Origin of the sequence: Rariglobus hedericola (genome assembly GCF_007559335.1) — a bacterium.
In the GTDB taxonomy this organism is placed as follows: Bacteria; Verrucomicrobiota; Verrucomicrobiia; order Opitutales; family Opitutaceae; genus Rariglobus; species Rariglobus hedericola.
In genome coordinates this window covers 740,506-757,931 of sequence record NZ_VMBG01000002.1, presented here as the reverse complement: position 1 = coordinate 757,931, position 17,426 = coordinate 740,506, and the positions used below count along the sequence as shown (strand labels likewise).

The following is a 17,426-nucleotide window of genomic DNA, read 5'->3' as shown; positions in this document are numbered from 1 at the left end:
CGAAAGGTAGTCGAGGTGGATCAGACGAGGACAGTGCGGTCGGCAGGAAGGGTTTTCTTCACCTCGGAATAGGCGTCGAACTCGTCTTTGAACTTGATGGTAAAGCTCTGGGTGGGCCACGAGCAGGCTTCGCCGAAGGCGCAGATGGTGCGGCCAGGAATCTGGTCGGCCACGCTCTTCAGCAACGCGCCGTCTTGCGGGCGGGCGTCACCGTTGACCATGCGCGAGGAGATTTTTTTCATCCACAACGAGCCTTCGCGGCAGGGCGTGCATTGTCCGCAGGACTCGTGGGAGTAGAACGCGTTGATGTTGGCGAGGGCCTCGACCATGTTGACGGTGTCGTCCATGACGATCACGCCGCCGGAGCCGCCCATCGAGCCGATCATCGCGAGCGAATCGAAATCCATGGGAACGTCTTCAACGCCCCAATCGTAATCGACCATGTCGGCGCCGACCTTGCGCTTGCCCTTGTAACGTTCGCCGAACTTCAGAACTTTCGCCGAGGAACCGCCGGGGATGACGGCCTTGAAGGTGCGTCCGGGAAGCGGACCGCCACAGACGTCGTTAAGCAGCTGGCCCATCGTGATGGTGCCGGCGGGGAACTCGTAGTAACCCGGACGCTGGACATGGCCGGAGACGCAGAAGATGCGCGTGCCGGTGTTGCCGGGCGTGCCGATCTTGGCGTAGGCCTCGCCGCCGACGTCACAGATATACTTCACTTGGCAGAGCGTCTCGACGTTGTTCACGATCGTCGGGCACTGGTAGAGACCGAGGACGGCGGGGAAATACGGGGGCTTGATGCGCGGGTTGGCGCGCTTGCCTTCGAGGGATTCGATGAGACCGGTTTCTTCGCCGCAGATGTAGGCGCCGGCGCCGCGGTGGACGTAGATTTCGCAGGAGTAACCGGTGCCGAGGATGTTCGGGCCAACGAAGTTTTTGGCGCGGGCTTCGGCAATGGCTTTTTCGAGAATGCGGGCGCCTTCAGGCATTTCGCCGCGGATGTAGATGTAAGCCTGTTTAACGTTGTTCGCGAAACAGCTGATGATCGTGCCCTCGATCAGCTGGTGCGGATCCTGGTGCATGATGTAACGATCCTTGAAGGTGCCGGGCTCGGATTCGTCGGCGTTGACGATGAGGTAGATCGGCTTGCCGCTCTTCCGGTCAACGAGACCCCACTTCACGCCGCAGGGGAAACCGGCGCCGCCGCGTCCGCGCAGGCCGGATTTTTTGACCTCGTCGATGAGCTCCTCGGGTTTGCGGCCGACGGATTTCTTGAGGACTTCATAGCCGCCGTTGCGGAGGTAGCACTCGATGTCGTTGGTGTAACCCGGCTCGTCGATGTGCTGGAAAATGATGCGTTGTTGGGCGGGAGCAGACATGGCGGTGAGCGTAAGGGTTACTTGCGGGCGGCGGCCTCGGCCTTGATCTGGTCGGAGAGCTGTTTGGCTTTGGTGGCGTCCACTTTGGTGTGGAGCGTTTCGTCGATGAGGACGACGGGCGCGGTGCCGCAGGAGGCGAGGCACTCGACGAACTCGACGGTGACTTCGCCGTCGGGGGAAATCTCGCCGCGGTGGGTGGAGAATTCCTTCTCGAAGGTTTCGCAGGTTTTGAAGCCGCCGCTGAGGGCGCAGGAGAGCGTGCGACAGACCTTGATGTGGCGGCGGCCGATGGGCGCGCGGCGGAACATCGGGTAGAACGTGACGACCTCAAGCACGTTGATCGGCTGGAGTTCCAGCTTGGTCGCGATCCAGGTGATCGCCTCGTCGGAGATGTGTCCGGCGTCCTCTTGGATGAGGTGCAGGAGCGGCAGCGTGGCGCTGCGCTTCACCGGATAGTGCGTAATGACTTCGTCGATACGCTGGAAGGTTTCGGGCTTGAGATTCATCGAAGCGAAATAAGAAAAAGGATCACCGGTCGCACTCACCCATGACGAAGTCGAGGGAGCCGAGGATGGAGACGACATCGGAGACCAGGTTGCCTTGGCAGACCTTGGGAAGGACGGAGAGATTACAGAAGCTGGGGCTGCGGATCTTCATGCGGTAAGGCACGCCGCCGCCCTTGCTGACGATGAAGAAACCGAGCGCGCCCTTCGGGTTTTCGGCCTCGAAATAGACTTCGCCAGCGGGCATCTGCGGGCCCTCGGTGGTGATCATGAAGTTGTTGATCAACTCTTCCATCGAGGTGAGCACCTTGTCCTTGCGGGGGGCGAAGATCTTCTTCGCGTCCTCGGCGTAGTAGGAGCCGGAGGGGAAGTTTTTGAGGACTTGGCGGACAATGCGGACGGACTGGCGCATTTCCTCGCCACGGCAGAGATAGCGGTCGTAGCAATCGCCGGTCGTGCCGACGGGGACGTCGAACTCGTATTGTTCGTAGCCGGAGTAAGGCTTGTCCTTGCGGAGGTCGAAGGCGACGCCGGAACCGCGGAGGTTGGGGCCTGTGAGACCGTAGCCGATCGCGTCTTCCTTCGAGATGATGCCCACGCCCTGGGTGCGATCGGTGAAGATCTTGTTTCGCGTGAGGAGCGTGAGGATCTCTTCGAGGATCGGCAGGAACTGGTCGCAGAACTTGCCGACGCGGTCATTCCAACCCTCGGGGACGTCGCGGGCGACGCCGCCGATGCGGGTGTAACTGGTGGTGAAGCGGGCGCCGGTGAGCTCTTCGAAGAGCTTGTAGAGTTTTTCGCGCTCTTCGAACGAGTAGAGGAACACCGACCACGCGCCGACATCGATGCCGTAGGCGCCGAGACCGAGGAGGTGGGCGGAGATGCGGGCGAGTTCGCAGCAGATGACGCGGATCGCCTCGCAGCGGGCGGGCACCTTGAGGTTGGCGAGTTTTTCAACAGCGATGGCGTAAGCGACGTTGTTGGCGAGAGGCGCGAGGTAGTCCAACCGGTCCGTGTAGGGCACGAACTGGTTGTAGGTCATGTTCTCGGCGATTTTTTCGTCACCGCGATGAAGGTAGCCGAGGATCGGATCGCAGGCGGTGACCATTTCGCCGTCGAGCTCGAGCTGGAGGCGGAGCACGCCGTGCGTGGACGGATGGGACGGGCCCATCGCGAGCGACATTTTCTCGGTCTGGAATTCCTGAGCGGCCGCGTCGGCGGTCTTGGCGGCGTTGTCGGGAAAAGCGTATTCGGTGGCCATCGGAAATTGGGTCTAAGGTCGAAAAGGTCTGTCGGTCGTTGCGCGGGTCAGGCGGTTTATTCGGAGGCCGGTTTTTCGCGGCGCTCGGTCCAGCTTTCGTCTTTGGCGCGAGGCTCGGCGTCGGTCATGTTCATCTCGCCGGACGAGGCGACGAACGGTCCGCCCATCATCGGCGCAGGCTTGACCGAAGCTTTCGTAAGATCCGCCACCTCAAGGTCGGGCAGCGGAGTTTGAATGCCTGCCAGCGGGAAATCCTTGCGCAACGGGTGATACGGATAGCCGTCCCACATCAGGATACGACGCAGATCGGGGTGATCGGAAAATTTAACGCCCAGCAGATCGTAGGTCTCACGCTCGTGCCAGTTGGCGGTGGGCCAGATGTGCGAGACAGTCGGCGCAACGGGATCTTCGTCGCTGGCGCAATCGGATGCGATGCGCACATAGCCGTGGCCGGTGGTGGAATAAACGTGCCAGACCGTCGTGAAACGCGGGGTGGCTTCGACGCCGTTGTCGATGGCGGTGACGTCCACCAAGAAATCGTAAGCGAACTCGTCGCGCAGGTATTTAAGAGCGGCAACAACCTCGCCCATGGGAAGGTTGAGCGCCGGATGATCGCCGGAAGGGCGCAGGGTGGCGGCAGGGAACTTGGCCTGAAGGGAGGCGGTGACGTCGGCGGGCGCGGTCATGGAAAGTATGCGGGGAAAATTAAGCCGACTGCAGGAGCGTGTTGGCCGAAGGCTCTTTTTTGATCTTCGACTGGAGCTTCATCAAAGCGTCCAACAACGCTTCGGGGCGCGGAGGACAACCGCTGATATATACATCCACGGGAACGATTTGATCGACACCTTGCAGGGTGGCGTAGCTGCGATACATGCCGCCAGAAGAAGCGCAGGCGCCCATGGCGATGACCCACTTCGGCTCGGCCATCTGGTCATAGATGCGGCGGACGTGCGGAGCCATTTTGTAAGTAACCGTGCCGGCTACGATCATACAATCGGCCTGGCGCGGGGAGAAACGAAACACCTCGGCGCCGAAGCGGGCGATGTCGAATCGGGCGGCGGCGACGCCCATCAGCTCGATGGCGCAGCACGCGAGGCCCATCGGCATGGGCCACACGGAGGAGGAGCGCAGCCAGTTGATCACGGCATCGGCACGGGTGACAACAATGTCACCCTCGATCTTCGTGTTGTATGCCAGTTCGTTATTAGCTGAAACCATGGTCGTTGGTCGTGGTTAAAAGGTCCTAAACCGGCGAACCGTAGCACCCGTGCAAGGTCGCGCAAGACGCATTTCGGAAACGCAACCGGTATGAGTCCGCGGCGAACCGAAGATCAGATTTTTCACCATTGACCCGCGCGGAGTGAACCGACTTCCTCTGCCCTTCGCCCATCGGACAGAGCTCTTCGGAGGTTTGTCCAGAACATCAAAACGGAGAGGTGGCAGAGTGGTCGAATGCGCTCGCTTGGAAAGCGTGTGTAGGGCAACCTACCGAGGGTTCGAATCCCTCCCTCTCCGCCAGTTTTTAAAAAATACCCGGCCTTAATCAGCCGGGTTTTTTATTGGTCAAATTCCTGACCTCGCCAGGGTCGGCCGCCAAATCAAACGCCAGCCACGGCGTGCCATCCGTGTTGAAAACTTCTTTCCGCGTAGCCGATCGCCAGCCGCGCCAAGTCCGGTCGCATTGATAAGGGAGCGCAACGACACTCGGCATCGAAATCTCCGCCCGGTCCCGCTGACAGGTCCATGACCGGCCTTCAGACCATGCGAGCGTCATTGCCGGTAAATCCAGCAGTGAGACCGGTTCAACCGAGCAGCCGTGCGGATTCCCCTCCCCGGGCTCGACGCTCGGTGCACCGCGCACCAACAATGGCACGCGCACGCTTTCCTCGTGGGGCCATCCCTTGCGAAACAACCCGTGCGCGCCGTGCATGTCTCCGTGCACCGAAGTGAACACCACGATCACATCCTCGGGCAGCGCGGCAACCAATCGACCGATCGCGCGATCAGTCGCCTCAATATGCGCATGATAACCCGCCAGTTCACGCGTGGCTTTTTCCGCCACCGACACAGGCACGTTATCCGCCAGCACCATAGCGCGCGGCTCGACGCCTGCCGCCGGCGCATCATAAGGCGGATGAGGAGCCTCCAAACTCACGACGGCAAACCATGGTGCGCCCGGCAGTCGCGCGCTACCGCCAAGCCACTCCCCTGCCCGTTCGCACAGCACGTCGCTTTGATAACCACAGAACCGCACCGGCTCCGGAAGCCGTGTTCCGTGCAGCCAGGGATCGTTGAGCAAAAACCCGCCCTCGAATCCTTCCCAAAACTGAAACCCACCGCGCGACTCCGTCGGCACAATCATCTTTGCATGCGTCTCGCCCACCAACGCCGCCGCCGGATCGCGTTGCGCCAAATGCCACTTTCCAAAAAACGCCGTCGCATACCCCCGGTCGTTCATCTCATGAGCAATCGTCCGCGCCTCCACCGGCAGCGGATCGTAGTAATCGCGCACGCCGTTTTCCGGTGAACGCACACCGGTCAACAACGCCGCACGGGCAAACGGCCCGAACGGATGCGGAGTCACCGCCTGCGTGTAATTCACCGATCGCGCCGCCAGCGCATCGAGGTGAGGCGTGCGCGCATTCACGTCACCCGCATAACCGCACGCCTGCGCCCGCCACTGCGTGGTGACGATCCACAGGATGTTGGGCGCGGCCGTTGACGACATACCGTCATCAACGCACACCGCCGCCCCGCCGCGCAAACCTTCAACGCAAAACCAGCCTTTGCTTCCAACCGATCCCCACGCTTCAGTCATCGTCGCATGCCGCAGTCCCGCACATCGCGACGCCCGCCTTGGTGGCAATGGCCCTCCACGCTTTCCCTCGACGCCCCGTTCGTAGCCGTGCTCTGGCAGGCTCTCTTCGCCCGCAAACTCGACGTGCACCTCGACTGGCACGACCCCGTTTTAATCGGTCTCGCCGTGTGGATCATCTACGCGGCCGATCGGTGGATCGAAGGCTGGCGGCTCGACCCGAACACCGTGCAAACGCGTCGCCATGAATTCTACATTCGCAACCGCTGGCCGGTCTTCTGGGTCGGTATCGCCGCGATCATTGCGACCACCGTCATCGCCCTCGGACGCCTGGATGAACGCGAATTCAAAGCCGGCTTCATCCTGCTCATTCCCACTGTTCTGTATTTGTTTTCGCACCAGCTGGTTCATCGACATCATCCGCTGCGCCTGCCCAAAGAAATCGTCATTGCGGTGATCTTCGCCATCGGCTGCGCACTCGCGCCCGCCGTCCTCGCACCCGAAAAAATCACATCACTCATTATTCCCGTCACGCTGTTCGGACTTCTCTGTTTCTCCAATTGCGCGCTCATCGCCTCTTGGGAAAAAGAAGTTGATACGCTGCACGGCCAGACCTCCCTCGCCCTCCAACTCAAGGGCCGGTGGACGCTCATCCATGCGCTGCCATGGCTGCTGTTGATCGCCGGATTACTTTCTGCCGTCCTCAATTCCGACCCAACCCACCCCGGCGCACTCTGCACCGCGGCGAGCGGTCTGCTCCTCGGTCTGCTCGATCTCGCGCAACCGCGCATCGGTCGTGAAACCGCGCGGGCCTTGGTGGATTTCACGCTCATCACGCCCGTCGTGTTGTTTTTCATCCCATGAAAACCAACGGCTACGATCCACTCGCCCGGTTTTATCGGTCACTGGAATTTCTCGCCTTTGGCCGCGCATTGGAACGCGCACGCTTCCAGCACTTCGAGCAGTTGCGCGGACGCCAACGTATCTTGCTCCTCGGTGACGGCGATGGCCGCGGCCTCGCCCTCGCATGCCAACTTGCACCCCATGCGCAGATCGACTCGGTCGATTTCAGCGCCGGCATGCTTCGACGCGCCGCCGATCGCCTCAGTCCGGCGGATCGCCAGCGCGTCACCTTGCTTCAGGCCGATGTTCTCACCGCTGAATTTCCGCGCAACACTTACGACGCGGTCACCACGCTATTCTTCCTCGATTGTTTTTCACCCGAACAAATCCGTGTCTGTATCGACCACGTGCGACCGTCGCTCAAGCCCGACGCCATCTGGTTGTATGCGGACTTTGCGTTGCCTGTCGTCCGTGGCTGGGCCCGAACCCGCGCACGCATCTGGCTCGCGCTGATGTTCACCTTTTTCCGCTGGCAAACCGGCCTCGCCATCAGGGAACTTCCTCCTGCCGAAGCACTGCTCAAAACCGCCGGATTCCACCTGCTCGCCGAAACCTCCCGCCAAGGCTGCTTCCTCCGCAGCGCCGTGTATAAAAACCAGTTTGTAACTTAATAAGTTACAAACTGACTGATCGGATAACGGGTGCAGGCGTCCACGATGCGGCGGGTTGCCAAGGCGGTTGGGGCGTGTTGCGCTCGGCGGCCATGACCATTCGCGAACCCGAAGTCGTCGATCTTCCCACGCCGCGCGGCTTGATGCGCACGCAGGTGTTTCGTCCCACTGGCGACGGACGTCATCCGGGCATCGTTTTGTATTCGGAGATTTTCCAGATCACCGCACCGATCCGGCGCACCGCCGCGTTTCTCGCCGGCCACGGGTTCATCGTCGCCGTGCCCGAGGTTTACCACGAATTCCTGCCCGCCGGCACCGTGCTTGCCTACGACCAAGCGGGTGCCGACAAAGGCAACGAACTCAAATACGCCAAGGAGCTCGCGTCCTACGACGATGACGCCCGCGCAGCCGTCGCGTATTTGAAAAATCATGACAACGGCAACGGCCGCGTCGGCGCCATTGGCATCTGCCTCGGCGGACACCTCTCTTTCCGCGCCGCCATGCTGCCCGAAGTCAACGCCACGACGTGTTTCTACGCGACCGACATCCATCAGGGTTCGCTCGGGAAAGGAAAGGCCGATGACTCGCTCGCCCGCATTCCCGACATCAAAGGTGAACTCATGATGATCTGGGGACGCCAGGACCCGCACGTGCCCGGCGAAGGTCGCGCCAAAATCTACTCCGCCCTCACTGCGGCCGGCACGACGTTCACCTGGCACGAATTCAACGGCGCCCACGCCTTCCTCCGCGACGAAGGCCTTCGCTATGACGCCGAACTCGCGCACCTCACAATGGGCATGACCGTGGATTTCTTCCGTCGCCGGCTGAGTTAACCCGCGCCGGATTGGGAATCTGTTTTCAGACGCACCCGCCTGACGCTGCCTGCGCAGCGCACCAAGCTGATGCCTTCCCCATGAAACGATTTCTTATTGTCAGTTTGCTCTGCGGTCTTTTTTCCGGATCTCCTGCCTTCGCCACCAAGCCAGAATCGCTCGATCTCTACCTGCTCATCGGCCAGTCAAACATGGCCGGCCGCGGTGCACTCAGCGAAGCCGATCGCAAACCCGATCCGCGCATTTTCGTCCTTAACAAAGAGAATGCCTGGGTGTCCCAAGGTGAGCCGATTCACTTCGATAAACCGGGCATGACCGGCGTGGGCCTTGGGTTCACGTTTGCCAAACTGGCAGCCGCAAAAAATCCCGGTGTAACCGTCGGCCTCATTCCGTGCGCCGTGGGCGGCACACCAATCGCGCGTTGGAAGCCCGGTGCCGATCTCTACGAAGCGGCACTCGCACGCGCCAAGCTCGCCCAGCAAAGCGGACGGCTGAAAGGCATTCTCTGGCACCAAGGCGAGTCCGAGTCAGGCGATGAAACCAAGGCGCGTGCTTACGCGGAAAATCTCGCCGAGGTCGCCGCCGGCTTTCGGCGTGATCTCAATGCGCCTGACGTCCCGTTCATCGCGGGCGAACTGGGAGAGTTCCTCTACACGCGCAAGGGCGACAAATCCCCCTTCGCGCGCGTGATCAACGAACAGATCAACACCCTGCCTTCGTTGATCCCGCATGCCGCCGCAGTTTCCTCCGCCGGGCTCGGCCACAAAGGCGACGAACTGCACTTCAGCTCGGAAGCGCTGAAGGAATTCGGCGCGCGCTACTTCGCCGCGTTGCAGTCATTGCAGGCAACTTCGTCGCGCTCAAAAAAACCTTAATCGCCCCTCCAAAAAAATGACGGCTGTAACCGGCCGCGAGTTCGCGACGTCTGGGTAAAGGTAACCGGCAGGCAAGGCCGGCTCACATACATATAGGGATACAAAGACGGCGCACTGGGGAGTGCGCCGTCTTCTTTTCAGCCGTGCGTCGTGCGACTCACTGCTGGATGCGCAGCGGGAGTTTGCGCAGGCGCAACGTGAGGTCGTCGAACTGTTTGGCCGTGGGACGGCTCGCCAGATCATCACCCGTGCGGATGACCTGCGACGGCAGGAAGTTATTCACCAGCGCGCAGTATTCGCTGTTCACCATGATGCCGAGGAGCTCGCCCGTTTTGCTCAGCACAAGGTCTCCGCGCGACGGCGAGAAATCGCCAAACAGGCGGCGAACGAGACGGTTGTCCATGCGCACATAGCTCGGATTCGCCGGATCGAGTTTGAACGGAATTTCGCCGTAGCCAGTGCCGCCATTCGCGATGAGTAAAGCCTCGGTGTATTTGAACGGCTCGAGTGCAATAGGATAGGCTTTCACGCCCAAGGCCGCCTGCTGTTCGGCCGTGACCGGCATGACAGCGACGCGCGGATCAACTGCGAGAAATGTGAGGCGCTCAGACGTCGTGGAGTAACCGTCCTTGCGGAACTCGGCTTTCAACGTGTTCCAGTTCCAGTTGATTTCGCTCAACGTGAACGGCGTGTCGTTGATATGAAACAATGCGAACGTATCGCGTCCGTCGGTCACGAAGATCGTGCGCGTGTCCTTGTTCTCCGTCTTCACGCCGAAGAGCCCGGGGCGCGTGCCGACAAACGAGGTCTGCACGCGATTGGCGAGGAAGTCGTTGAAGAGAATGTTCACATTGATCGGACGGTTGTCGCGAATCTCCTTCGTGAGCGCGGTGGAGCTGTCGGCAAGCTGGCCGACGCCTTGCGCCAGCTGCGTGGTGGCCGCCTGCACTTTGATGCGTTCCTCACGCTCGGCCTCGACTTGAACCTTCAACGATTCGGCCGCGGTGCGGAGCAACTGTTTCTCCTGCTCGGCGACGCGCACAGACACGTTGAGATCCTCAATCTTCGCACGGGCCTCGGCCTGCTGTTTTTCGAGGGCGGCGAGTTCCTTCGCCTGACGCTCGGCCTCGGCCTGGCGCTTCTCGAGGTCTTTGCGCAACTGGTCGAGCTGCTCCTTGGTCAACGACGCATCGGCGGCGGCCTTGGTGTATTTCGAGGAAAGGTCATCGGCCTTCGCACGCGTGTCGGCGAGCGCGGTGGAGGTTTCGGCGAGGGACTTATCGCGATCGCTGAGAGTCGTCTGCGTGGTCTGCAACTGCTGCGAGAGCTGGTCGCGCTGGGTGCGTTCGTCCTCGAGCGAAAGCTTCATCAGGGAGACGATATCGTCATCCTTGGTGGCGGCGCCGGCTCCCGGCGTTACGCTTGCGGGCGGCAGCGGCGCGGCGGGTTGGACCGGCGCGGCCTTTTGCCAGTCGGTCAACGCCAGCAGCGTGAGCAGCAGGAAGTCGCAGAGGATGAGAAGGAGTGTTTTGTTCATGGCGCCAAGGCCTGAAGAGTGTGGGGCATCAAGCCACCGCGATCACCGGTTTCGACTCGGCCTGGCCGGCCAGGATCAGGCTGCGTTTGTAGGGACGCACATGACGGATCTTAATCAGCGCAACGCAGCAGATGCCGAAAAGGTTCGAGGAATAGGCGGCGAGCAGGTTCGGCTGGATGACGCCGAGCACCTGAAGCACGAGCGCGGTGGCGGTGCCGGCGATGCCGATGTAAAGGCCGCCGTCGAAGAGGTTCTCTTCGTTTTCCATGAGACGGAGTTTGAGGAGCGCGGGCACGGCCTGACGGTCGACTTCGCGGATCTTGGAGAGGCAGTAAAGATACATGCCGATCTGGAGCAGGGCGAAGAACCCGATGGTGAAGAGAGTTGAAGTATCCATGTTAAACGTGGGAGCCGTGGGCGTGAGAGAGGCAGGGTCGGAAATATTGGCGAGGACGGGAATGGTTAACTTGAGTTGAAATTCGGAAGGTGCGGGTGTTTTGAGCAGGAAGGGTTCCGTGCCGAGCACGAGCAGCGCGGCGGTCAAAATCGCAAGCGCGCCGCTCTTCACCCGAGGCAGCGAACGGTCGCCAGTATCATCAAAGAGCAAACTCTCCAGACCGCGAAATACACAGAAGGCTCCCAACAGAAACCCGAGATACTTGGCGATCAGCGCCAGCTTCGGGTAGAGCAACGCCATCAATGTAATCGGGCCGAACGACGGGGCGGGCTGGCGGTTGACCGGCACTTGGCGCGCAAGCAGCTGCTCCGTGGCGCCCTGGCCGAGCGTGAGAGCCAGCTTTAGATCGTCCATGCCCGGACGACCGTATTTCAACAGATACGTCGCCACGCGATCCGCCGACCCGGTGAGCAACGCGGCGGCATAAATCACCGGCAGATCGTCGGACGCGGCGCGCGCGAGCTGTGCGAATTCTCCGGTGGTTTTCACGCTGTCGGTCACCCGCATCAACTCGGTGAGCTGAATCCAATCAAGCCGACGTCCCAGCGAAAGCAGGTCGATGAACGCGGGCTCCAATTCGCCCAGGTTGTTTTGCGTCGCAGCGGTCTGCGCCAAATCGCGCAACTCGCGTTGAAGCGGAGCTGAAAAATGATCGCCCTGATAAAGCAGCGCGGAAAGCAGCACCACGGCATCGAGCGTCTGGCCGCCGGGCTTGGTCGCAGGCACAAAGCGCCCCGCCTCGGGAACGTCGCGCACGCGCAGCAACGTTTGCACGCCTTGCGAGCGCGAATTTTTCAGGTAGGCGAGCAGGCCGGCGCGGGATTTTTCGGTGATGAAAAACGTGAGGACGGGTGTGCTCGCGCTGCGGCCGGTGTTTTCCTTAAGGCTGAAAAGCGGATCGAGAAACGGATCCCAGCCGCCCCACGGCACGAGTTCGGGCTGGCGGTGGGTAATGTTGTCAATCGCCGTGGCTAGCGCCGGTGCCTGCGGGTCACCGAGGGTGCGCGACGCGGCGAGCACGAGTGCGGCCGGACCGGGTTTCTCACGGTCGAGCAATTGGCGTCCGAGCCGGGCCACGGTGGATGTGCCTTCGCCGGCCTCCTTTAAGAGCGCGGGGGTGACCGACTTCAGATTGACGGGCACGATCCACGCCGCCGCCAGCAGCAACAGGCCGGCAAGCATCCAGATCGAAGCTGATCCGGAAAAGGGAGAACGGGAGGACGTCATGCGCGTTAAAGTATTCGTTTGCCGCACGCGCATGGCAAATACACGTTACGCGGCCTTAAACATAGAAGACACATGGCCCTCCGAATTGTTCGCTACAACGACCCCGTGCTCCGCAAAAAGGGCGAGCCCGTGAAGGTTTTCGACTCCGCTCTCGCTCTCTTTTCGGAGCAGATGGTGGCCACCATGCACACCGCGTCCGGCATCGGGCTCGCCGCGCAGCAAGTCGGCAAGGCGCTCCAGTTCTGTGTGGTGGACCTGCGCGCGGCCGATCGTGACTTCGAGTGGGAACTCGATGGCGCCCGACCGCCGCTGGAATTGTTCATGCCGCTCGCTCTGGCCAATCCCATTGTGACCGTGCTGCCGTCCGAAAAAACCGTTTACGAGGAAGGCTGCCTGTCGTTTCCGGATATCCGCGGCGATGTAATCCGGCCCGATGTGATCCGCGTGGTGTTTCAAGATTTGCAAGGCACTTCACACACTCTGGTTTGCGATGGCTTGCTCGGACGCTGCATCCAGCACGAGGTCGATCATCTCAACGGCACGCTCTTCATTGATCGTATGGAGAAAAAAGTGCGCACGGGCATCGAGAAAGAGATCAAGGAACTCGCGAAAGAAACCCGTGAACAGGGCGAAGCCGAGGCGGGCGCCACCGGTTGCAGCGAAAAATAAGTCCGGGCAGACCGGTGGTTTCATACCACCGCTGAGACAGTTTGCAGGATTCCTTCCCTCGCCTCACGCGGGGGATTCAGTTTGGATTCTGGGTAACCCTTTCCCCTTACCATGAGCCAAAAATCTGACGGAATGAACTACGCCCCTCAGGGCAAACCCCGCCCGGTCGTCAAACCCGGCGAATTCATTTTCGCCGCCGTCCATCTCGATCACGGCCACATCAACGGCCAGTGCAACGGCCTCGTCGAAGCCGGAGCGCAACTCAAGTGGGTTTACGATGCCGACACCGCCAAGGCCGAAGCTCTTGCTTCCCGGTTTCCCAGCGCGAAGGTCGCCCGCTCGCTGGACGAAGTTCTCGCCGATCCCGCCGTGCAGCTCGTGGCCGCCGCCGCCATTCCCAATCTGCGTGGCGCCCTCGGTTGCCGTGTCATGGAAGCCGGCAAGGACTACTTCACCGACAAGACGCCGTTCACCACCCTCGATCAACTCGCCGAGGCCAAGGCGGTCGTCGCCCGCACTGGTCGCAAATACGCCGTGTATTTCAGTGAGCGCCTGCACGTTGAATCCGCCATGTATGCCACCGATCTCGTCCAACAGGGCGCCATCGGCCGCGTGATTCAAGTAATCGGCCTCGGACCGCACCGCCTCGGCACCGGCCGCCCCGACTGGTTCTTCAAAAAGGAGCAATACGGCGGCATTCTGTGCGACATTGGCAGCCACCAATTCGAACAGTTCCTCACCTTCACCGGCGCGACCGACGCCACCGTGACCAACGCCGCCGTCGCCAACTACGCGAATCCCGACACGCCGGAGTTCGAGGATTTCGGCGAGGCCAGCCTCGTCGGCAACAACGGCACGTCCAATTACATCCGCGTCGATTGGTTCACTCCCGCCGGCCTCAGCACTTGGGGCGACGGACGGATGACGATCCTCGGCACCAAGGGCTACATCGAGCTGCGTAAATACGTCGATGTGGGCCGCGAGAAAACTGGCAATCATGTCTACCTCGTTGATGAAAAGGGTGAACAGCATCTCCACGTTGAGGGACAGGTCGGCTTCCGTTACTTCGGTGAACTCATTCTGGACTGTCTCCACCGCACTGAAAAAGCCATGACGCAAGCTCACGCCTTCAAGGCCGCCGAGCTCTGCCTCAAGGCCCAGGCCGCCGCGAAAAAAATCGCCTGATTTTTTTCGCGAACACCGGGTATTTTTCGCGGTCAAAGAGTCACGTGCAATGGCACGTTTTTTAACTCCTTGCTTACAAAAGCGGGCGTTAAAGAGCGTGCTTTTTTGCGTCAATTAATCAGACTCATAACGTGATCCTACCCCTGCGATCACGTTAGCCCCTACCCCCAATGAAATCGCTAAAAGCCGTCTTGTTTCTGTCCGCCATTGGAAGCCTGTTTGTTTCCGCCCGCGCCGAATCTTTTTTTCAAGCCTCACTCTGGGCACCCGAGCCGCAGCTCGTGGATTCGACTGAAGATGTTTCCGGTATCCGCCTTCAGATCTACGGCGAAAATCGCAACGTAAAGGGCCTCGATATCGGTTTCGCCCATTCCACCACCGGCGACTTCACCGGCTTGGGCGGTATTTTCACACTTTATAACTACGTCGGCGGCACCACCACCGGTGTCCAGTGGGGCGTCGTCAACAACGCACAAGGTGAAGTGAGCGGCTGGCAAAGCGGCTGGGTGAACCTTAACCAATCCAAGGTCACCGGTCTGCAAACCGGTCTGCTCAACTTCAACGCCCTCGCCACTGCGAACATGTCCGGTCTGGGCATCGGCCTCGTGAATGTCTCCAAGCATGTTTACGGCATTCAGTTTGGCTTCATCAACTATGCCGAAAGCCTCAAAGGCGTGCAGATCGGTCTGTGGAATCAGGTCAATACCCGCGACTGGGACCAGTTTGACCCGCTGCCCAAGGTTTTCCCGATCATCAATATCGGCTTCTGATTTCACCGGCTCCGCCAAGTCAGGGTTCACGCCTCGGGAATAATTCCCGGGGCTTTTTATTTTCCGTTGGCGAAAAGCCCGCCGCGCCGTGAAGTTCGCCGCATGTCATCCATCGCGACCCGCACCGGCGACGACGGCACCACTGGCTTTCTCTACGGCCAGCGCGTGCCCAAGGATCATCCGCAAATCGAAGCCGTCGGCGCTTTTGACGAGCTCAACGCCGCCGTGGGCTTCGCCAAGGCCACCTGCGCCGACGCGGCGCGTCGCACCGAGCTCGAGCGCATCCAGAAAGATCTGGTCAATCTCATGGGCGAAATCGCCTGCGCGGAGACGGACGCCGCCCGTTACGCCGAATCCGAGTTTCCCAAGCTCACCGATGCCGATCTCGTGCGTATCGACGAAGCCGTGGCCGCGGTCGAAGCGCAAAACGTGAGATTCGACGGCTGGGCCACGCCTGGCGCGAACCTCCACGCCGCCGCGCTCGACTTGGCGCGCACCACCGCGCGTCGTGCCGAACGCCGTCTCGTCGGCCTGCCCGCTCAGGGCCGCACCGTGCGTCCGCTGCTCGGTCATTACATCAACCGCGTGTCCGACCTCCTCTGGCTCTTCGCACGGCAGGCCGAGATGTGAGGATTTAACAAAAAACGCCCGCCTCCAAAAAAGAGGCGGGCGTTTTGTATTCGGATACCCGTTACAGACTGACCGGACTCAGAGCAGGTCGGCCGCGAGTTCGGCGAGCTTCGAGCGTTCGCCCTTGGTGAGCTTTACGTGTGCGGAGATCGCGTGGCCCTTCATGCGGTTGTGGCAGTAAACGAGACCGTTGCTGCGCGCATCCACATACGGGTTGTCGATCTGGGCCGGATCGCCGATCAGCACGATCTTCGAACCTTCGGAGATACGCGTGATGACCGTCTTCACTTCGTGCGGCGTGAGCTGCTGCGCTTCATCCAGAATGAAGAAGCGGCGGGCAATCGATCGGCCGCGGATGAAGCAGAGCGCCTCCACCTCGACGAGACCGCTCTTAATCAGACGCTCGTATGGTTTCATCGGAGCGGCCGGACCATGACCACCGCCGCCATGATTGCCACCACCGTGGCCGCCACCATTTGGACCGCCGTGACTGGAGACGGACTCCTGGCGCGATGTTTCCAAGGCGCTAGGCTGTTTCTTCTGCTGTTTCTTGGAGACTTTCTTCGCGGCGAATTGCGGCTCCTTCGTGGGCTTCGAGGGCATGAGCACCTCAAGCGCGTCGAAGTAAGGCTGAAGCCAGGGCTTCATCTTTTCCTCCATCGTGCCGGGCAGGAAACCGATGTCCTTGCCGAGTGCCATGACCGGACGGGAGATCGACACGCCGTCGTAGAGCGAGCGGTCGTCATGCGTCTGGTGGAGCGCGCAACCGATCGAGAGCAGGGTCTTGCCCGTGCCAGCCTTGCCGAAGCAGGTGATCAGCGCGATCGAATCATCGAGCAGCGCGTCCATGAAGAACTGCTGTTCAAGATTGCGCGAGCGGATCGAAATGCCACCGGGAGCTTTGATGCTTTCGGGAATACGCAGACGCTTCACGAGGCCTTCGCCGTAGTAGCGGGCGGGCATCGTCTTGCCCTCGTCGGAACGAAGGAGCACGTATTCGTTAAGGTAGAGACCCTTGGCGGTGTCTTCATCGAGGCTGAATTCGCCTTCGGAGCAGAAGCGCTGGATCTCGTAGATCGTGACCGGAATCTCGCGATAAGCGTCCTCGTCATCGGTCTCGGGGACCTTGTCGTTGAGATAGTCCTGCGCTTCGAGACCGACGGCGCGCGCCTTGAGGGCGACGTTGACGTCCTTGGTGACAAGGATGGTCGGCGGCGAATAGCGCTCCTGCACAAAGAGCGCCGAGGCGATGATGCGGTTGTCCTTCTTCGAAAAGTCAGAGAGCACCGCGCGCAGCTTTTGCATCAGCGGCGCATCACGCATGGCGGTGTTGTCCGCCATGTAGGGATTGATGATGACCGAAAGCGTGCCGCCCGTTTCCAGCTTCACGCCTTCGTGCATGGAGCGCGAATCGGGCAGAAGCTCCGAGAGGATGCGGTGCACGCGGCGGGCATTGCGGCCGCGCTCGGTGGACTGCTCGGTTTTGATGGCATCCAGTTCTTCCAAAACCTCGACCGGTATGGCCAGGTTGTTGTCCTCGAATTTGAATATCGACTGCGGGTCGTGGAGGAGGACGTTGGTGTCCAGGACGAAGGTCTTCGCCTTTGCAGAGACCTTGAGCTGCGTTTTAGAGGCTTTAGCCTCGCTCAGGTGTTCCATTTAAGGGTGGTGGATAACTTGTGAGTAAGTCTGCTGACAGAACGTATTCTGTCCATGCAAGAGTTGAGCCAGTTCCAATATTTTTCATGGCCGTAACGTTTTCTTCAACGCA

Annotated in this window: 17 protein-coding genes and 1 tRNA gene; 9 read left to right on the top strand and 9 right to left on the bottom strand. The window is 60.6% G+C overall.

Annotated features, from left to right (window positions below):
* Positions 1–20 precede the first annotated feature (20 nt).
* From nuoF to nuoB, 5 genes are read right to left on the bottom strand one after another with little or no spacing between them, the layout of a single operon-like run.
* Complete coding sequence (gene nuoF, locus FPL22_RS13530; RefSeq protein WP_144230938.1) at positions 21–1,379, bottom strand: NADH-quinone oxidoreductase subunit NuoF; 1,359 nt, start codon at positions 1,377–1,379, stop codon at positions 21–23.
* 17 nt (positions 1,380–1,396) lie between these two features.
* Complete coding sequence (locus FPL22_RS13525) at positions 1,397–1,885, bottom strand: NADH-quinone oxidoreductase subunit NuoE family protein (RefSeq protein WP_144230937.1); 489 nt, start codon at positions 1,883–1,885, stop codon at positions 1,397–1,399.
* Positions 1,886–1,907: 22 nt separating this feature from the next.
* Positions 1,908–3,143 carry an NADH dehydrogenase (quinone) subunit D gene (gene nuoD, locus FPL22_RS13520; RefSeq protein ID WP_144230936.1) on the bottom strand — a complete coding sequence of 412 codons (1,236 nt, stop codon included), beginning with the start codon at positions 3,141–3,143 and terminating at the stop codon, positions 1,908–1,910.
* A 56-nt stretch (positions 3,144–3,199) separates the two neighbouring features.
* On the bottom strand, positions 3,200–3,829 hold the full coding sequence (locus tag FPL22_RS13515; RefSeq protein WP_144230935.1) for an NADH-quinone oxidoreductase subunit C: 630 nt from the start codon (positions 3,827–3,829) through the stop codon (positions 3,200–3,202).
* Between the two features lie 19 nt (positions 3,830–3,848).
* Positions 3,849–4,361 (bottom strand): NADH-quinone oxidoreductase subunit NuoB, encoded by a 513-nt coding sequence (nuoB, locus tag FPL22_RS13510; protein WP_144230934.1) that lies wholly within the window; start codon positions 4,359–4,361, stop codon positions 3,849–3,851.
* A gap of 212 nt (positions 4,362–4,573) precedes the next feature.
* On the opposite strand from nuoB, the gene FPL22_RS13505 reads away from it, so the two are divergent.
* Positions 4,574–4,661: transfer RNA gene (locus tag FPL22_RS13505), tRNA-Ser, on the top strand.
* A gap of 25 nt (positions 4,662–4,686) precedes the next feature.
* Here the strand turns inward: FPL22_RS13505 and FPL22_RS13500 are convergent.
* On the bottom strand, positions 4,687–5,871 hold the full coding sequence (locus FPL22_RS13500) for a sulfatase-like hydrolase/transferase (protein ID WP_144230933.1): 1,185 nt from the start codon (positions 5,869–5,871) through the stop codon (positions 4,687–4,689).
* Between the two features lie 96 nt (positions 5,872–5,967).
* Between FPL22_RS13500 and FPL22_RS13495 the strand changes: the two genes are divergently transcribed.
* From FPL22_RS13495 to FPL22_RS13480, 4 genes are all read left to right on the top strand, one after another.
* A complete protein-coding gene (locus FPL22_RS13495) occupies positions 5,968–6,822 on the top strand; it encodes a hypothetical protein (protein WP_144230932.1) in 855 nt (284 codons plus the stop codon).
* Complete coding sequence (locus FPL22_RS13490) at positions 6,819–7,472, top strand: class I SAM-dependent methyltransferase (protein ID WP_144230931.1); 654 nt, start codon at positions 6,819–6,821, stop codon at positions 7,470–7,472. The genes FPL22_RS13495 and FPL22_RS13490 overlap by 4 nt, the downstream gene beginning before the upstream one ends.
* A 92-nt stretch (positions 7,473–7,564) precedes the next feature.
* Complete coding sequence (locus FPL22_RS13485) at positions 7,565–8,305, top strand: dienelactone hydrolase family protein (RefSeq protein WP_144230930.1); 741 nt, start codon at positions 7,565–7,567, stop codon at positions 8,303–8,305.
* A gap of 80 nt (positions 8,306–8,385) precedes the next feature.
* A complete protein-coding gene (locus FPL22_RS13480) occupies positions 8,386–9,180 on the top strand; it encodes a sialate O-acetylesterase (protein ID WP_144230929.1) in 795 nt (264 codons plus the stop codon).
* Between the two features lie 157 nt (positions 9,181–9,337).
* On the opposite strand, the gene FPL22_RS13475 is transcribed toward FPL22_RS13480, so the two are convergent.
* Positions 9,338–10,717 carry a hypothetical protein gene (locus FPL22_RS13475; RefSeq protein ID WP_144230928.1) on the bottom strand — a complete coding sequence of 460 codons (1,380 nt, stop codon included), beginning with the start codon at positions 10,715–10,717 and terminating at the stop codon, positions 9,338–9,340.
* 28 nt (positions 10,718–10,745) lie between these two features.
* Positions 10,746–12,401 carry a hypothetical protein gene (locus FPL22_RS13470; protein ID WP_144230927.1) on the bottom strand — a complete coding sequence of 552 codons (1,656 nt, stop codon included), beginning with the start codon at positions 12,399–12,401 and terminating at the stop codon, positions 10,746–10,748.
* 72 nt (positions 12,402–12,473) lie between these two features.
* Here FPL22_RS13470 and def point away from each other — a divergent pair, with 72 nt between their 5' ends.
* The 4 genes from def (at position 12,474) to FPL22_RS13450 (ending at position 15,655) form a co-directional block, all read left to right on the top strand.
* Positions 12,474–13,070 (top strand): peptide deformylase, encoded by a 597-nt coding sequence (gene def, locus FPL22_RS13465; protein WP_144230926.1) that lies wholly within the window; start codon positions 12,474–12,476, stop codon positions 13,068–13,070.
* A gap of 111 nt (positions 13,071–13,181) precedes the next feature.
* The gene (locus FPL22_RS13460) at positions 13,182–14,255 is read left to right on the top strand and encodes a Gfo/Idh/MocA family protein (RefSeq protein ID WP_144230925.1); all 1,074 of its coding nucleotides are present in this window, start codon (positions 13,182–13,184) and stop codon (positions 14,253–14,255) included.
* A 170-nt stretch (positions 14,256–14,425) separates the two neighbouring features.
* Positions 14,426–15,025 (top strand): LA_2272 family surface repeat-containing protein, encoded by a 600-nt coding sequence (locus FPL22_RS13455; RefSeq protein WP_144230924.1) that lies wholly within the window; start codon positions 14,426–14,428, stop codon positions 15,023–15,025.
* Between the two features lie 102 nt (positions 15,026–15,127).
* Positions 15,128–15,655: a cob(I)yrinic acid a,c-diamide adenosyltransferase gene (locus FPL22_RS13450; protein ID WP_144230923.1), complete on the top strand. Its 528-nt coding sequence runs from the start codon at positions 15,128–15,130 to the stop codon at positions 15,653–15,655.
* A gap of 78 nt (positions 15,656–15,733) precedes the next feature.
* On the opposite strand, the gene FPL22_RS13445 is transcribed toward FPL22_RS13450, so the two are convergent.
* Positions 15,734–17,314 (bottom strand): PhoH family protein, encoded by a 1,581-nt coding sequence (locus FPL22_RS13445; RefSeq protein WP_144230922.1) that lies wholly within the window; start codon positions 17,312–17,314, stop codon positions 15,734–15,736.
* Positions 17,315–17,426: the final 112 nt, after the last annotated feature.

Bases quoted from the DNA above. Each gene is read 5' to 3' on its own strand.
- FPL22_RS13475 (WP_144230928.1), bottom strand. From the start codon at position 10,717: ATGAACAAAACACTCCTTCTCATCCTCTGCGACTTCCTGCTGCTCACG.
- FPL22_RS13460 (WP_144230925.1), top strand. From the start codon at position 13,182: ATGAGCCAAAAATCTGACGGAATGAACTACGCCCCTCAGGGCAAACCC.
- nuoD (WP_144230936.1), bottom strand. From the start codon at position 3,143: ATGGCCACCGAATACGCTTTTCCCGACAACGCCGCCAAGACCGCCGAC.
- FPL22_RS13485 (WP_144230930.1), top strand. From the start codon at position 7,565: ATGACCATTCGCGAACCCGAAGTCGTCGATCTTCCCACGCCGCGCGGC.
- FPL22_RS13490 (WP_144230931.1), top strand. From the start codon at position 6,819: ATGAAAACCAACGGCTACGATCCACTCGCCCGGTTTTATCGGTCACTG.
- FPL22_RS13515 (WP_144230935.1), bottom strand. From the start codon at position 3,829: ATGACCGCGCCCGCCGACGTCACCGCCTCCCTTCAGGCCAAGTTCCCT.
- FPL22_RS13480 (WP_144230929.1), top strand. From the start codon at position 8,386: ATGAAACGATTTCTTATTGTCAGTTTGCTCTGCGGTCTTTTTTCCGGA.
- nuoF (WP_144230938.1), bottom strand. From the start codon at position 1,379: ATGTCTGCTCCCGCCCAACAACGCATCATTTTCCAGCACATCGACGAG.
- FPL22_RS13495 (WP_144230932.1), top strand. From the start codon at position 5,968: ATGCCGCAGTCCCGCACATCGCGACGCCCGCCTTGGTGGCAATGGCCC.
- FPL22_RS13470 (WP_144230927.1), bottom strand. From the start codon at position 12,401: ATGACGTCCTCCCGTTCTCCCTTTTCCGGATCAGCTTCGATCTGGATG.
- FPL22_RS13450 (WP_144230923.1), top strand. From the start codon at position 15,128: ATGTCATCCATCGCGACCCGCACCGGCGACGACGGCACCACTGGCTTT.
- FPL22_RS13525 (WP_144230937.1), bottom strand. From the start codon at position 1,885: ATGAATCTCAAGCCCGAAACCTTCCAGCGTATCGACGAAGTCATTACG.
- FPL22_RS13455 (WP_144230924.1), top strand. From the start codon at position 14,426: ATGAAATCGCTAAAAGCCGTCTTGTTTCTGTCCGCCATTGGAAGCCTG.
- FPL22_RS13500 (WP_144230933.1), bottom strand. From the start codon at position 5,871: ATGTCGTCAACGGCCGCGCCCAACATCCTGTGGATCGTCACCACGCAG.
- nuoB (WP_144230934.1), bottom strand. From the start codon at position 4,361: ATGGTTTCAGCTAATAACGAACTGGCATACAACACGAAGATCGAGGGT.
- def (WP_144230926.1), top strand. From the start codon at position 12,474: ATGGCCCTCCGAATTGTTCGCTACAACGACCCCGTGCTCCGCAAAAAG.
- FPL22_RS13445 (WP_144230922.1), bottom strand. From the start codon at position 17,314: ATGGAACACCTGAGCGAGGCTAAAGCCTCTAAAACGCAGCTCAAGGTC.